The 14,498-nt window shown below is 61.6% G+C and carries 13 protein-coding genes; 5 read left to right on the forward strand and 8 right to left on the reverse strand.

The window, feature by feature from the left end:
- The first annotated feature begins 264 nt into the window (after window positions 1-264).
- The 5 genes from C2U37_RS23045 to C2U37_RS23060 all read left to right on the forward strand — a co-directional run bounded on the left by C2U37_RS23045 (window position 265) and on the right by C2U37_RS23060 (window position 3,969).
- Window positions 265-1,053: a transporter substrate-binding domain-containing protein gene (locus tag C2U37_RS23045; RefSeq protein WP_010675255.1), complete on the forward strand. Its 789-nt coding sequence runs from the start codon at window positions 265-267 to the stop codon at window positions 1,051-1,053.
- A 99-nt stretch (window positions 1,054-1,152) separates the two neighbouring features.
- Entirely contained in the window at window positions 1,153-2,097 is a 945-nt protein-coding gene (locus C2U37_RS23050; RefSeq protein WP_041201654.1) for an amino acid ABC transporter permease, read from the forward strand.
- Window positions 2,081-2,203 carry a hypothetical protein gene (locus tag C2U37_RS25280; protein WP_257692682.1) on the forward strand — a complete coding sequence of 41 codons (123 nt, stop codon included), beginning with the start codon at window positions 2,081-2,083 and terminating at the stop codon, window positions 2,201-2,203. Before C2U37_RS23050 ends, C2U37_RS25280 begins: the two co-directional genes overlap by 17 nt.
- The gene (locus tag C2U37_RS23055; protein WP_010675257.1) at window positions 2,187-2,930 is read left to right on the forward strand and encodes an amino acid ABC transporter ATP-binding protein; all 744 of its coding nucleotides are present in this window, start codon (window positions 2,187-2,189) and stop codon (window positions 2,928-2,930) included. The genes C2U37_RS25280 and C2U37_RS23055 overlap by 17 nt, the downstream gene beginning before the upstream one ends.
- 199 nt (window positions 2,931-3,129) lie before the next feature.
- Window positions 3,130-3,969 carry a sterol desaturase family protein gene (locus C2U37_RS23060; RefSeq protein WP_039040283.1) on the forward strand — a complete coding sequence of 280 codons (840 nt, stop codon included), beginning with the start codon at window positions 3,130-3,132 and terminating at the stop codon, window positions 3,967-3,969.
- Window positions 3,970-4,036: 67 nt separating this feature from the next.
- Here C2U37_RS23060 and C2U37_RS23065 read toward each other — a convergent pair whose 3' ends face one another.
- The 8 genes from C2U37_RS23065 to C2U37_RS23100 form a co-directional block, all read right to left on the reverse strand.
- Window positions 4,037-5,446, reverse strand: a complete 1,410-nt coding sequence (locus C2U37_RS23065) for a basic amino acid/polyamine antiporter (RefSeq protein ID WP_042864109.1) — start codon at window positions 5,444-5,446, stop codon at window positions 4,037-4,039.
- A gap of 9 nt (window positions 5,447-5,455) precedes the next feature.
- The gene (locus C2U37_RS23070; RefSeq protein ID WP_069652537.1) at window positions 5,456-6,358 is read right to left on the reverse strand and encodes a homocysteine S-methyltransferase family protein; all 903 of its coding nucleotides are present in this window, start codon (window positions 6,356-6,358) and stop codon (window positions 5,456-5,458) included.
- A 293-nt stretch (window positions 6,359-6,651) separates the two neighbouring features.
- A complete protein-coding gene (locus C2U37_RS23075; RefSeq protein ID WP_042017561.1) occupies window positions 6,652-7,194 on the reverse strand; it encodes a hypothetical protein in 543 nt (180 codons plus the stop codon).
- Window positions 7,195-7,212: 18 nt separating this feature from the next.
- Complete coding sequence (locus tag C2U37_RS23080; RefSeq protein WP_041213150.1) at window positions 7,213-8,532, reverse strand: hemolysin family protein; 1,320 nt, start codon at window positions 8,530-8,532, stop codon at window positions 7,213-7,215.
- 241 nt (window positions 8,533-8,773) lie between these two features.
- Window positions 8,774-9,484 (reverse strand): phosphate signaling complex protein PhoU, encoded by a 711-nt coding sequence (gene phoU / locus C2U37_RS23085; RefSeq protein WP_029314752.1) that lies wholly within the window; start codon window positions 9,482-9,484, stop codon window positions 8,774-8,776.
- Between the two features lie 108 nt (window positions 9,485-9,592).
- Window positions 9,593-10,411, reverse strand: coding sequence for a phosphate ABC transporter ATP-binding protein PstB (gene pstB / locus C2U37_RS23090; protein ID WP_010675264.1), 819 nt, complete (start codon window positions 10,409-10,411; stop codon window positions 9,593-9,595).
- 104 nt (window positions 10,412-10,515) lie between these two features.
- Window positions 10,516-12,165, reverse strand: coding sequence for a phosphate ABC transporter permease PstA (gene pstA, locus C2U37_RS23095; protein ID WP_103260414.1), 1,650 nt, complete (start codon window positions 12,163-12,165; stop codon window positions 10,516-10,518).
- Window positions 12,166-12,182: 17 nt separating this feature from the next.
- Window positions 12,183-14,420 carry an ABC transporter permease subunit gene (locus C2U37_RS23100; RefSeq protein WP_045524162.1) on the reverse strand — a complete coding sequence of 746 codons (2,238 nt, stop codon included), beginning with the start codon at window positions 14,418-14,420 and terminating at the stop codon, window positions 12,183-12,185.
- Window positions 14,421-14,498: the final 78 nt, after the last annotated feature.

Consider the following 14,498-nt stretch of genomic DNA (forward strand, 5'->3'; position numbering starts at 1 on the left):
TTAGATAGATATGTTGTTTTCATGTGGTTTTATGAGTCACCACGAGGGATAAAAGTCTCCATAACTTATTGAGTCTTCTGGCACAAACAGGTTTTGGTACATTTTTCATCCAACGAACCATTCATAGAATCTCATATGGGGCTTTTGCCCCGACCAAGACAATAATCCTGTCTTGCCTGCTGCCGGATGCAGCAGTCTCTTGTGCCATGGAGTCGCACGGGAGCAGGTTCAAGGCCGACCACATTTACGACAGAGACGTCATTTATGATCAAAAAACTCATTCTTTCTACCCTGCTGCTGTGCGGGTTGGCCAACGCCGCGCCCACTTCCACCCTGGATGCCGTACTGGAGCGCGGTGTGCTGCGGGTCGGCTTCGATGCCGGCTATCAACCCTTCGAGATGACCAACAAGCAGGGCCAGTACATCGGCTTTGACGTGGATCTCGCCAAGATGGTCGCCAAGGAGATGGGCGTGAAGGTGGAGTTCGTCAACACCGCCTGGGACGGCATCATCCCCGCGCTCTTGACCGACAAGTTCGACGTCATCATGGGCGGCATGACCGTCACTCCCCAGCGCAACCTGCGCGTGAACTTTGCCGATCCCTACATCGTCGTCGGCCAGACCATCGTGCTTCGCAAGGACAAGGCGGGCGAAATCAAATCCTTCCAGGACCTCAACGATCCCAAATACAAGATCGCGGTCAAACTCGGCACCACCGGCGAGCAAGCGGTCAAGCGCATGATCCCCAAGGCCACCCTGCTGCAGTTTGAAACCCAGGATGACGCCAAGCTGGAAGTGATCAACGGCAAGGTGGATGCCTTCGTCTACGACCTGCCCTACAACGCCATCTTCGCGTCCCAGAACCAGGGCGCCGTGGTGCACCTCGACAAGCCGTTCACCTTCGAGCCGCTGGCCTGGGCCATCCGCAAGGGGGATCAGGACACCCTCAACTGGTTCAACAACTACCTGCGCCAGATCAAGGGCGACGGCAGCTACGACCGTCTCTACAAGAAGTGGTTTGAATCCACCGCCTGGCTGAACCAGCTCAAATAACCTCTCAAAGGGGCGGCATGCCGCCCCTTCACGCAGACTCCCCACACGATAACGACAAAAGAGGTTGTGACAGTGATCAACCCCAAACTCACAAGACAGATGGAAAAACAGCCCAATCAGCTGCTCTGGCACGGGATCTTCCTGCTGCTGGTGCTGGCCGCCATTTTCGGCATCTACAAGGCCGTGCAGGCAGTGGATTACACCTGGCGATGGGAACGCATTCCCCAGTACATCGCCTATCAGGCAGAACAGAAACACTATGCCGAGTTTGACGGCACCGTGGTCGCGGACAAGGGACAGCTCTTCCTGCAAGACGATCTCGACCCCAGCCGCCGTCAGGCCATCGCTCCCAAGGGCTCCCAGCTGGCTGAAGGGGATACCGTCTTCCTCGGCGATACCCTGGATGTGCAACTGAGCTGGACCGCTGGCCCCATTGCCTGGGGCGTCTGGGTCACGGTCAAGCTCTCCCTGGTGGCAGGCATCTTCGCCATCCTGCTTGGCACCCTGGCCGGGCTCGCCCGCCTCTCCCCCAATCCGGCCCTGCGCAACCTGGCCGTGACCTATGTGGAGCTCATCCGTGGCACCCCGTTGCTGGTGCAGATCTTCATCGTCTATTTCTTTATCGGCACCGTGCTGAACCTCGACCGATTCACCGCTGGTGTGGCGGCGCTCGCGGTCTTCACCGGCGCCTACGTGGCGGAGATCGTGCGCGCCGGCATCAGCTCCATTCACAAGGGGCAGATGGAAGCGGGCAGAAGCCTTGGCATGACCTCGGCCCAGACCATGCGCTACGTCATCCTGCCCCAGGCCTTCAAACGGGTGCTGCCACCGCTCGCGGGTCAGTTCATCAACCTCATCAAGGACTCCTCTCTGGTCTCCGTCATCTCCATCACCGATCTCACCAAGGCGGGGCGCGAAGTGGTCAGCTCCACCTTCAGCCCGTTCGAGGTGTGGTTCACCGTGGCCCTGCTCTATCTGGTGCTGACCGGCACTCTCTCCTTCCTGGTGCGTCGTCTGGAGGTGAAATATGCGCGCAGCAACTGATCCCGTTATCAAGGCGCCATCGGTGTCGAAACGTTCTGCCATCACCGGCACTCCCTGTCCCTTCCCGGTGCGTCGTCTGGAGGTGAACTATGCGCGCTGCAACTGATCCCATCATCAAGGCGACCGGTGTAGAGAAGTTCTACGGCACTGAGGTGCACGCCCTGAAAAACGTCAGCACCCAGGTGGCCGAAGGGGAAGTGGTGGTGATCGTGGGGCCGAGCGGCTCGGGCAAGTCCACCTTCCTGCGCACCCTCAACCAGCTGGAGACCATCAACGATGGCAATATCGTGGTCGACGGCATCAGCCTCACCGAACCCGGGGATGTCAACAAGCTGCGGGAAGAGGTGGGCATGGTGTTCCAGTCCTTCAACCTCTTCCCTCACCTGACGGTGCTGGACAACATCACCCTGGCCCCTCAGAAGGTGAGAGGGCTCTCTCGCCAGGAGGCAGAGGAGCGAGCCAAGGCCCTGCTGCTCAAGGTCGGTCTCTCCAACAAGGCCCAGAGCTACCCCTCCCAGCTCTCCGGCGGCCAGCAGCAGCGGGTGGCCATCGCCCGGGCGCTCGCCATGCAGCCGCGCATCATGCTGTTTGACGAGCCCACCAGCGCCCTCGACCCCGAAATGGTGGGAGAGGTGCTGGACGTCATGAAGGGGTTGGCCCGCGAAGGGATGACCATGGTGGTGGTGACTCACGAGATGGGCTTTGCCCGGGAAGTGGCGGACAGGGTGCTCTTCATGGAGAGCGGCGAGCTGCTGGTGGACGAGAAACCCGCCGACTTCTTCGACAATCCACCCTCCCCGCGCCTGCGCCAGTTCCTGAGCCAGGTGCTATAACCCGCGATGCACCAACACGAAGAGGGAGCCCATGGCTCCCTCTTCTATGCTTGCCTTCCCCCCAGATCATCTCCCTGGCGCATTGCTTGCCGCAGCCTTTTGCCATCGGGTTGTCACCACGCCAACGAGCAAGGATGTTAATGAAATTTTAAATTCATCCGGTATGCTGACATCCAACTGGTCCAACCGGATGGCTCACATGGATGTGCAACTGCTCTTGCTCTACCTCTCGCCCCTCTTTCTGGTTTTCATCGGCTGGGAGATGCTCTACCTGCGAAAACACGGCGCCGCCTATCCCACGGCGGGCTACCAGTGGAAGGATCTCTTCGCCAATGCCACCCTGGCACTGATGCATCAGGGGGGCGATGCCCTGGCCGCCATTGCCATCGCCTATCTCTATGACACCCTCTGGGGCTGGCGATTATTCGATATCGAGCTGAACCTCTGGAGCCTCTTGCTGCTCTTTCTGTTGCAGGATCTCTGCTACTGGCTGTTCCACTTCGCGAGCCACCATGTGCGCTGGCTCTGGGCCTCCCACGTGGTGCACCACAGCTCGGAGCGGCTCAACCTCTCCACCGCCTTTCGCCAGAGCCTGATGTACCCGGTCTCCGGCATGTGGCTGTTCTGGATCCCCATGATCCTCATCGGCTTCCCCCCCGAGGCGGTGGTGGCCACCGTGCTCTTGAGCCTGGGTTTTCAGTTCTTCGTCCACACCCAGGTGGTGGGCAAGCTGGGCAAACTTGAATGGATCTTCAACACCCCGTCCCACCACAGGGTGCACCACGCCAGCAATGCCAGATACATCGATCGCAACTTCGCCGGCGTGCTCATCATCTGGGACCGGCTGTTTGGCACCTTCGTGGAAGAAGACTTGGGCGAGCCGTGCCGTTTCGGCATCACCAAGCCAATTCACAGCTTCAACCCCCTCACCCTCACCTTCCACGAGTGGCGCGACATGCTGCAAGAGGCCCGGGGCCTCCCATGGCGGCAAAAGCTCGCCGTGCTGTTTGGCAAACCGGCGGGCCCCACCAGCGGTTGACCCACCGACCAGAATAAAAAAAGAGCGCCCAGGGGCGCTCTTTTTCATGACAGGGACAACCCCCGGGTCAGACGTGAACGAAGGACCAGACGGCGGGGATCAGGCTCAGCAGCGTCACCCCGGCCAGCAGCCGTTCGCGCCCGCTGAGCCGCTGTTCGGCGCCGAGCTGGCGACGGCTGTAGAGAAACAGCAGCAGACCCGGCCCGTAGAGCAGAAGCGACAGCAGCAGGTACTCCACCCCGGCGGCGTAGAGCAGCCAGAAACCATAACCACTCGACACCAGCGCCACCACCCGCATCAGGCCGCGGCCCTGCCCACCCTTGCCACTGAAGACCAGCTTGAGCAGGAAGAGGCCGATGAGCAGGTAGGGCACCAGGATCATGGAGGTGGAGATGAGCAGCAGGTTGGTGTACCCCTTGCCAAGCAGCCACACCAGCAGCAAGCAGCCCTGCACGGTCAGGCTGGTGAGCCAGAGCGAGGCGATGGGGGTGCCGTTGCGGTTCTCGCGCCGGAAGATGGCCGGGAAGGCCCCGTGACGCGCCGCGCTGAACGGCACCTCGGCCGAGAAGAGGGTCCAGCTCACGTAGGAGGCGAGCACCGACACGATGAGGCCGGCGCTGATGAGCAGCTTGCCCCAGGAACCCGTCATCTGGGCCATCAGTCCCGCCATGGAGGGGTTGGGCAGGGCCGCAAGCTCCGGGCGGCTCAATATTCCGAGCGCCAGCACCGAGATGAGCACATAGAGCAGCAGCGCCAGCACCACGCCGAGCACGGTGGCGGTGCCCACATCCCGCTTGTTTCTCGCCCGGGCCGAGAGCACCGCTGCCCCTTCGATGCCGGTGAAGACCCAGAGGGTGATGAGCATGGTGTTGCGCACCTGCTCGGAGACCGGTACCGCCAGGGTGCTGCCCTCCTGATCTGCCGCAAAGGTGACCGGATCGAACCAGTAGCAGGCGAACAGGATGAACAGCAGCAGCGGCAGGCTCTTGGCCAGGGTCGCTACCAGATTGAACAGGGCCGCCTGCTGCACGCCGCGGGCCACCAGCAGGTGCACCGCCCAGAGGATGCAGGACTCGCCGACAAAAGCTGCCAATGTGTTGCCCTCGCCAAACCAGACCCGCTCCGGCGTATCGACGAAGCTGCCCAGCGCCGCGAAGGCGATCACCAGATAACCCACCACGCCGATGGTGGCACATAGCCAGTATCCCCAGGCGGAGAAGAACCCCACCAGCTCGCCAAAGCCGGCCCGGGCATAGCTGTAGATGCCGCCGTCGAGCTCGGGTTTGAGCCGCGACAGGTAGAGGAAGCTCATGGCCAGCGCCAGTATGCCGACCCCGGTGACGGCCCAGCCGATCAGCACGGCGCGGGCGCCCGCCACATCGGCCATGTTCTGGGGCAGGCTGAAGATGCCGGCCCCCACCATGGAGCTGAACACCAGCGCAGTGAGGGACCAGAGCCCGATCTTGCTCTCTTTCATGGGCGCTCCTTAACGCAGCCGGCTGGCCAGCGCCTCGATGTGTTCCGGGCCGATGCCGCAGCAGCCACCGATGAGGTTTGCCCCGGCTCTGCGCCAGCGCTCGGCCCAGCCGAGGTAATCCAGCGGCCCCAGATCGCCGCGGATCTCGTCCAGACCGTCATTGGCAGTCGCCTCCTTGGGCTGGGGCGGGAAGGCGTTGGCATAGGCGCCTAGGCGAACGTCGGTGCGCCCCTGAACCTGTAACGCGGCGACGGCCACCTTGAGCGCCCCTTCAATCACCTCGGGCTGGCAGCAGTTGAACAGGATGGCATCCACCCCGGCCGACGCCAACGCGGCCACGGCATCCGCCACCCGCTCGCCGGAGCGCAGGGTGGGCTCGCTGCCCGGCGCCTCGTCTTCCAGAGTAAAGGAGACCCAGAACGGCTTGCCGTCCTCGGGCAGCAGGGCCTTGAGGGCCAGGGGTTCGGCGATGAGGCTCATGGTCTCCGCCAGCCAGAGATCCACATGGGGTGACAGGGCCCGGATAAGCGGTGTCGCCAGCTCGCTCACCCGCTCGGCCTGATAGAGGTCCGCACGATAGGAGCCAAAGAGCGGCGGCAAGGAGCCGGCCACCTTGACGGCTCCCCCCTGCTCGTCGGCCACGTCTCGGGCCAGTTGCCCGGCCAGAGCTGCAAGTGCCTCCCCTTGGGCGGCAAAGCGCGCCTCGCCGATGTGGAAGGGCACCAGGGCATAGCTGTTGGTAGTGATCACCCGGGCACCGCTCGTCGCATAGGCCTGGTGTACCTCGCGCACCGTCTCGGGCGCTTCCATCAACGCCAGCGCCGACCACTCCGGTTGACGGAACGGCGCACCACGCCGCGCCAGTTCACGGCCCATACCGCCATCGAGTACCCACAAATCCTGCTTGTCCATCTCTGTCTCTCTGCGTCTCCCCGCCATGACGGGTGTTTATTGTGTGAAACCACATTAAGCCATCAAAACATCTAGACGGCTAGAAATCCCAAATATCATGACCCAAAGTAGAACAAGAGGCAATCGGGGGCTACGAACAAATCCGGGCAAGCTCAGGATGATGGCGGCAAAGGGAGATCTCCCCGGCACAGGCATCACCTGGGCAGGCACTGAAACGACAAGAGGCCACCCCGGGGGGTGGCCTCTTGTGAAACAGGGGATCAAGGCGGGCACAGCCGCCGATAACCAGGGGCTCAGCGCCCGGCCAGCACCCGCTTGGTCTGCTTGACCCAGTCGGAGACCCGGCCCTGCTGGGGATAGCCCTGCCAGATCTGCTCCCACTGGGCGGGGCTGAGGGGGCGGCCCAGCCGACGCTGCACCCCGGCATAGAGGTAGTCGTGGGCCGTGGTGCGTGCCTGGGCCGAGGTGAGGAACTTGGCAACAGGGTCGGTGAGACGCACGTCCCGCATGCCGAGCAGCGGATAGTCGCTGTGCACCGCCGCCAGCATGGTCTCGCGCATGGCGGATTCGATGTAACCCCGGGCAAACAGGGCGGTGACCGATTCAAGCGACCCTTGATCCGGGCCGTGATACTCCTCGTCGAACACCGGGCTGGGCTCTGCCACGGCGCTTTGCACCACCGCATCGGGATCCTGCTGCGGGACCACCACGGCAGGCTCGGGGGTAACGGGTTTGGCAGGCGTCACTGGCTTGCGCGGTGCGCTCTGGCTGCAGGCACCCAGTGCCAGGGCGAGCGCCACACAGGCCAGCGCACGGGAATGAGTCTTCATCTTCATGATTGCTAACGAACTCCTTTAGGATTCCTGAGCGGGCTTCTCATTGCTCGCAGGTTCTACCCGGGTGACCAGCAACTGGTCAATCTTGTAACTGTCGATGTCCACCACTTCGAACTTGTAACCGGCATATTTGACCGAGTCGGTGCGCTTGGGGATCTTGCGCAGCATGTACATGATGAAACCGGCGATGGTCTCGTAGTTCTGGTTTTCCGGGAACTCCTCGATGTCGAAGGCGCGCATCACGTCGGAGATGGGGGTCACCCCGTCCACCAGCCAGGAGTTCTCGTCCCGCTGGACGATCTGCTCTTCCACCACGTGGGTGGCCCACTCCCCCATGACGGTGCTCATCAGGTCGTTCATGGTGACGATGCCCACCACCAGGGCGTATTCGTTCATCACCACCGCAAAGTCGCCGCGATGGTTCTTGAAGTACTCCATCGCCTCGTAGAGGTTGAGGGTGTCGGGAATGATGATGACGTTCTGCACCAGGGAGCCGCTGTTGAGATCGATGCTCTGGCCGCTGATGACGCGGATCAGCAGCTCCTTGGCATCCACGAACCCCTTGATGCTGTCGAGGTTGTGGTCGCACACCAGGAACTTGTTGTGGGGGTGCTCGGCGATCTTCGCCTTGATGCTCTCCTCCCCCTCTTGCAGGGTGAAGTAGATGAGGCTCTCCCGCGCCGTCATGGCGGAAGTGACACCCAGAGACTGGAGCTCGAACACGTTCTCGATGAGCTGGTGCTCCTCGCGCTGAATGACACCGGCTTCGGCACCTGCATCCATCACCGCATAAATATCGTCGGAGGTGATCTCGTCGTTGCGCACCATGGAGATGCGCATCAGCCGGAACAGGCCGTTGGCCATGCCGTTGAACAGCCACACCAGTGGCATCAGCAAGGTGACGCACAGCATCATGGGACGCACCACCACCACGGCGATCCGCTCGGGCATGGTCATGGCAAGGCGCTTGGGCATCAGGTCCGCTATCAGGATGAACATGCCGGTGACGAAGACGAACGAGGCCGCAGAGCTAATCTGGCCGAGCCAGGGCCCCTGGTAGAAGCCGGCAATCAGCTCCCTGATGGCGGGATTGAGGGCGGATTCCCCCAGGATACCGCCGAGGATGGCGACGGTATTGAGGCCTATCTGCACCACGGTAAAGAAGTTGCCCGGCTGGGCCTGCAATGCCAGCACCTTCTCGGCGTGGCGGTTGCCCTCGTCGGCCATCACCTGCAACTTGATCTTGCGGGAGGCGGCAAGGGAGATCTCGGAGAGTGAGAAGAACACGCTGCCGGCGACCAGCAGCATCAGAAAGAACAAACTATCGGCAAAACTCATGATTAACCTATTGCGACAGCCGCCTTAGCACAAGACGGCAAACTGGGCCCGGGAAACCGGACCGTGACTCCATCCGGGACTCACACAGGGGCCATATTCTAGCAGAAAAGCGCCCGCCGGGTGGCGTTATCTTGAACTGCCGTGCCATGCAATGAAAAAGGCGCTCAAAGCGCCTTTTTATTCAATCAGGGTTGGATTCCCGTCCTGCAGCCGCGACGGGAGCTCCACCCAAGGCGCCCCATCAGCCCTTGCCCAGCAGATCGCTCAGGTCATCGGCCTTGGTGTGGCGCACATCCTTGCCCTTGACGTAGTAGACGATGTACTCGCAGATGTGCTGGCAGCGATCACCGACCCGCTCGATGGCCCGTGCCGCCCAGAGCACGTTGAGCACCTGGGGGATGGTGCGCGGATCTTCCATCATGTAGGTCATCAGCTCGCGGATGATGGACTCGTACTCCCGATCCACCTTGTCATCTTCCTTGTAGACCGCCAGGGCGGCATCCAGATCCATGCGGGCGAAAGCGTCCAGCACGTCGTGGAGCATCTTGATGGTGCGACGCCCCATGTTCTCCAGCGACACCAGCGGTGGCTGGGGCTTGTTGGCGTTGTCGGTCAGCATGCGGGCAATCTTGTCCGCCACGTCGCCAATCCGCTCCAGATCCGTGATGGTCTTGATGATGGCCATCACCAGCCGCAGGTCGGACGCAGTGGGCTGACGCTTGGCGATGATGCGGGTGCACTCCTCGTCGATCGCCACTTCCATGGCGTTGACCTTGTGGTCGTTGGCCACGATCTTGCGCGCCGCATCCAGATCCTGGCCATGGATGGCGGCGATGGCGTCGGTGAGTTGCTTCTCCACCAGCCCCCCCATCACCAGTACCTGATTGCGCACGCTCTCAAGCTCGGCATTGAACTGACCGGAGATGTGTTTGTTGAGGTTCATATTGTCCATACCAGTAATCCTTGTTGCTCCGATTATGCCTTAGCCGTTGAACTGACTGCCAATCTGTTTGTTGATGCTCATCTTGCTCATCTTGCTCATCTCAATCAGCGGCATCCCTTAGCCGTAACGACCGGTAATGTAGTCTTCGGTCTTCTTCTTGGCCGGGGTGGTGAAGATGGTGTTGGTATTCGAGTACTCGATGAGTTCCCCCATGTACATGAACGCGGTCTGATCCGAGACCCGCGCCGCCTGCTGCATGTTGTGGGTCACGATCACCACGGTGAACTGGCTCTTGAGCTCGTTGATGAGCTCCTCGATGGTGAGGGTGGAGATGGGGTCCAGCGCCGAGGTCGGTTCATCGAGCAGCAGCACTTCCGGCTCGATGGCGATGGCACGGGCAATCACCAGACGCTGCTGCTGACCGCCGGAGAGACCAAAGGCGTTGTCGTGCAGACGATCCTTCACTTCCTCCCACAGGGCGGCACCGCGCAGGGAACGCTCGGCGGCCTCGTCCAGAGTACGGCGGTCATTGATGCCCTGCAGGCGCAGGCCGTAGACCACGTTCTCGTAGATGGACTTGGGGAAGGGGTTGGGGCGCTGGAACACCATGCCCACCTGACGGCGCAGGGCGGAGACATCCACGCTCTTGTCATAGATGTTGTGGCCGTGCAGCTGGATCTCCCCCTCGATGCGGCAGATCTCCACCAGATCGTTCATCCGGTTGATGCAGCGCAGCAAAGTGGACTTGCCGCAACCGGACGGGCCGATGAAGGCGGTGACCTGACCCTTGGGGATCTTCATGTTGACGTTGAACAGCGCCTGCTTGTTGCCGTAGTACAGGTTGAGATCCTTCACCTCCAGCGCAGTCTGCTCCGGGGTCAGGTTGAGCAGGTCGGTGGCGGTGTGCGGGGCCGAACTCGGTGTTACGTTGATCATCTGTTTACCTCAAATTCTCTTGGTGGCAGCGGGTAAACGTCTTGCCCGCTGCCGGAATATCTGGTTGGCAGGGAAGGTCCCTGCCCGTCTCTGTAATGGCTGGATTAATGTTCCAGCGACCGGAATTTCTCGCGCAGGTGGTTACGAATACCGATCGCCGTCAGGTTGAGGCCGACGATCACCGTCACCAGCAGGAAGGAGGTGGCGTAGACCAGAGGACGCGCCGCCTCGACGTTCGGGCTCTGGAAGCCCACGTCATAGATGTGGAAGCCCAGGTGCATGAACTTGCGCTCCACGTGCAGGTACGGGAAGTTGCCATCCATCGGCAACGTGGGAGCAAGCTTCACCACCCCCACCAGCATCAGCGGCGCCACCTCGCCCGCCGCACGGGCGATGGCCAGGATAAGGCCGGTCATGATGGCCGGGCTGGCCATGGGCAGCACGATGCGCCACAGGGTCTCGGCCTGGGTGGCACCTAGCGCCAGCGAACCCTGGCGAATGGTGCTCGGGATCCGGGCCAGCCCCTCTTCGGTGGAGACGATCACCACCGGCAGGGTCAGGATGGCCAGGGTCAGGGCTGACCAGATGACACCAGGGGAGCCGAAGGTCGGGCTCGGCAGCGCTTCCGGGTAGAAGAGGCTGTCGATGCTGCCCCCCAGGGTGTAGACGAAGAAACCCAGGCCAAACACGCCGTAGACGATGGAGGGCACCCCCGCCAGGTTGATCACCGCGATGCGGATGATCTTGGTCAGGCTGTTCTTGCCCGCGTACTCGTGCAGGTAGACCGCCGCCACCACCCCGAGCGGGGTCACGATGATGGCCATCAGGATCACCATGAAGACGGTGCCGAAGATGGCCGGGAAGACGCCGCCCTCGGTGTTCGCCTCCCGGGGGTCATCGGAGACGAACTTGCCAATCTGGTGGAACCAGTGACCCACCTTGGCCATCAGGCTCATGTCGTTGGGCCAGACCACATCCAGCACCCGGGACATGGGCATGGTCACCAGCTCGCCGCGCATGTCCTTGACGGTGATGCTGTCTCTGTCCGCCTGGGTGCGCAGGGAGAAGAGCTCTTTCTCCAGCACCTGGTAACGGTCGTTGAGCGCCTGACGCTCGCTCGCCAGCTCGGCTTTAAGCTGATCGGTCAGCTTGTCATCCAGCTCGGCCTTGCGCTCTTTCAGGCGCAGGCGCTCCAGCTGATAGTTGATGCTGCCGATGGCCCCTTTTTGCAGGTCGTTGGCTTGGCTTGAGAGGCCGTTGGCACGGGCCAACACCCGCTGCAAGGCGGGATGCAGATCCGTGGTCAGCTCCTGGCCATCTTCCTTCACCGAGGTGATGTAACCATAGAAGTTGCCGTTGGTGGCGCGTTCCACCATGGCGAGCTCCGCCGGCTGGGTGCGCGATTTGATATCGGTCTCCAGCACCCAGCGAAAATCGAGGTCCACGAACTCCCGGTTGCCGGTCTTGACCAGATAACGGGTAATCTCTTCGCGATCCTCCCCTTCCAGCGCCTGGCCTGCGGCGCGCAGGCGCTCCACCGGCACCAGCTCCCGGTCGTTGATCTCGCCAATCAGGACGCTCTTGTTGCCGCTTGCATCTTCAAGTTGCCACTCATAGATGGGATGGGGCCAGAAATAGACCAGACCACGCCAGCCGATCAGCAACAACAGACCCAGTACGGCCACCAGACTCAGGCTGACGGCGCCCCCCGTCATCCAGATCCAGGGGGCCCCCGATTTAAACCACTTACCCATTGTCGATTCCTTAGTCCTTACAGAGAGCTGTACTTTTCACGCAACCGCTGGCGGACGAATTCAGCCAGGGTATTGAACAAGAAGGTGAACACAAACAGCACGAAGGCGGCGAGGAAGAGCACCCGGTAGTGGGAGCTGCCCACTTCCGATTCCGGCATCTCCACCGCGATGTTCGCCGCCAGGGTCCGCAGCCCCTGGAACATGGAAAAGTCCATGATGGGGGTGTTGCCGGTGGCCATCAGCACGATCATGGTCTCGCCCACGGCGCGGCCAAGGCCCATCATCACCGCCGAGAAGATGCCTGGGCTCGCGGTGAGGATCACCACCCGGCTCAGGGTCTGCCACGGGGTCGCCCCCAGCGCAAGCGAGCCCTGGGTCAGGTGCTTGGGCACCGAGAAGACCGCGTCTTCGGCGATGGAGAAGATGGTGGGGATGACCGCAAAGCCCATGGCGATACCGACCACCAGTGAGTTGCGCTGGTCAAACTTGATGCCCATGTCGTGGGTCAGCCAGATGCGCGAATCACCGTGCATAAAGGCGTTCTCGATGATGGGACTCAAGGCGAAGGCGCCCCATCCGATGAACAGCAGCACAGGGATAAGCAGAATGGCGTGCCAGCCTTCCGGCAGCCAGGTGCGGCCGCGCTCCGGCAGATAGTTCCACACCAGGGCGGTGAGCAGCATGCCCATGGGCAGCAGGATCAGCAGCAGGATCACCCCGGGCAGGGCCCCTTCGATGATGGGAGCGAGCCACAGACCCGCCAGGAAGCCGAGGATGACGGTCGGCAGCGCCGCCATGATCTCCACCGTCGGCTTGACGTATTTGCGCAGCCCCGCCGACATGAAGTAGGCGGTATAGATGGCGCCGGCGACACCCAGGGGCACCGCGAACACCATGGCATAGAAGGAGGCTTTCAAGGTACCGAACACCAGGGGCACCAGGCTCAGCTTGGCTTCGAAGTCGTTGCTGGCGGAGGTGGACTGCCACACGTACTGGGGCTCGGGATAGCCTTCATACCACACCTGTTGCCAGAGGGCAGACCAGGTTACCTCGGGGTGATCGTTCTCGACGTCAAAGACCTTGAAGTCATCCCCCTGCTGGGTCAACAGCAGGTTGTGGCGAGGAGAGATGGCAACGGCAGCCAGGTTGCCCCCGTCAACCTTCTCGCCAAGCAGCTTGGCTTCGCCGGTGGCATGGAAGAAGTTGATGGTGCCGTCGCTGCCTGCGCTGATGAAGCCCTTGCGAAAGTGCTCGGGGGTCAGCAGGGCGACCGGCGCGTCACTCTTGAAGTCACGGATCTGGGTGAACTGGCGCTTGCCATCCTTTGCCACCTCGAACCACTGGGAGATGACGCCGTTGTCGTTGCCCACCAGCAGGGAGGACGCACCGGAGAGCAGGGCCACCTGGGTCACGCTGGCATTGGGGGCGTTGATCTCCATGACATTGCGCAGGGAAATGTCGCTCAGGTTGTGGATGTCATAGACCGACAGGCGGTTGCCCTCGCGCACGAACAACAGGCGCAGGTTCGGGGTCAGCAGCATCTGGTCAACATGGCGTGGCAGGGACGGAATGGTGTAGGTCTGGTTGCTCCACTCGATTTCGCCGGAGAGGAAATTCTCCTCGCCGCTCATCACCATCAGCACACCACGACCATCTTCGGTCACGGCCGCGGTCGCCATCTTGTCCTTGGTCGCCTCGAAGACCATGCGCGTCAGCGCCTTGCCCTGGGGATCGATCACCACGGGGGTCTCGCCGAAGGGATATTGCAGGCTGGGCTCGATGACGCGCACGTCATTGGGATAGGAGATCTTGAAATAGGGTTGCACCACCTGGGCCTTGCCGTCGGCAAACCCATAGGCGATGAGTTTCTGGCCCGGCGCAGGCGGCGCAACCGCCGTGATCTCGCCGTTCACCTGCGCCTCGCCAATCACCTGTCCGGTCTTGATCTTGCCATCCGGTTGCACGGCAAAGAACTTGACCTTCCCCAGGTCACTGAAGCGGTAACCTATCTCGTTTTGCTCCTCGACCCCGAGCCAGGCGGTCTTGCCCTTGATGGGCAGGGTGAAGGAAGCGGTGCTCTCCATGCTGGCGCCATTGAAGATGGGCTTCACCACATAAAGCAGGTAGAAGAAGATAAGCAACAGCGCCACCAGCACCAGGGCTCCCCCTGTGGTGACGCCATATTTGGCCAATTTATCCTTGATCCGGCGTTTTCGACTGCCCGCCATGACCAGATTTAACGATTCCGATGACATGCAAGACCTCAATGTGAGCTAGGCTTGGCGGCATTATATGGCGGATGCATGACAGTTTTGTTACATCAACAGCGGCAA

Source organism: Aeromonas sp. ASNIH1 (genome assembly GCF_002934285.1).
GTDB classification, from domain to species: Bacteria; Pseudomonadota; Gammaproteobacteria; order Enterobacterales; family Aeromonadaceae; genus Aeromonas; species Aeromonas caviae.

Bases quoted from the DNA above. Each gene is read 5' to 3' on its own strand.
- C2U37_RS23050 (WP_041201654.1), top strand. From the start codon at position 1,153: ATGGAAAAACAGCCCAATCAGCTGCTCTGGCACGGGATCTTCCTGCTG.
- pstA (WP_103260414.1), bottom strand. From the start codon at position 12,165: ATGGGTAAGTGGTTTAAATCGGGGGCCCCCTGGATCTGGATGACGGGG.
- C2U37_RS23065 (WP_042864109.1), bottom strand. From the start codon at position 5,446: ATGAAAGAGAGCAAGATCGGGCTCTGGTCCCTCACTGCGCTGGTGTTC.
- C2U37_RS23045 (WP_010675255.1), top strand. From the start codon at position 265: ATGATCAAAAAACTCATTCTTTCTACCCTGCTGCTGTGCGGGTTGGCC.
- C2U37_RS25280 (WP_257692682.1), top strand. From the start codon at position 2,081: ATGCGCGCAGCAACTGATCCCGTTATCAAGGCGCCATCGGTGTCGAAA.
- C2U37_RS23100 (WP_045524162.1), bottom strand. From the start codon at position 14,420: ATGTCATCGGAATCGTTAAATCTGGTCATGGCGGGCAGTCGAAAACGC.
- C2U37_RS23080 (WP_041213150.1), bottom strand. From the start codon at position 8,532: ATGAGTTTTGCCGATAGTTTGTTCTTTCTGATGCTGCTGGTCGCCGGC.
- C2U37_RS23060 (WP_039040283.1), top strand. From the start codon at position 3,130: ATGGATGTGCAACTGCTCTTGCTCTACCTCTCGCCCCTCTTTCTGGTT.
- phoU (WP_029314752.1), bottom strand. From the start codon at position 9,484: ATGGACAATATGAACCTCAACAAACACATCTCCGGTCAGTTCAATGCC.
- pstB (WP_010675264.1), bottom strand. From the start codon at position 10,411: ATGATCAACGTAACACCGAGTTCGGCCCCGCACACCGCCACCGACCTG.
- C2U37_RS23070 (WP_069652537.1), bottom strand. From the start codon at position 6,358: ATGGACAAGCAGGATTTGTGGGTACTCGATGGCGGTATGGGCCGTGAA.
- C2U37_RS23075 (WP_042017561.1), bottom strand. From the start codon at position 7,194: ATGAAGATGAAGACTCATTCCCGTGCGCTGGCCTGTGTGGCGCTCGCC.
- C2U37_RS23055 (WP_010675257.1), top strand. From the start codon at position 2,187: ATGCGCGCTGCAACTGATCCCATCATCAAGGCGACCGGTGTAGAGAAG.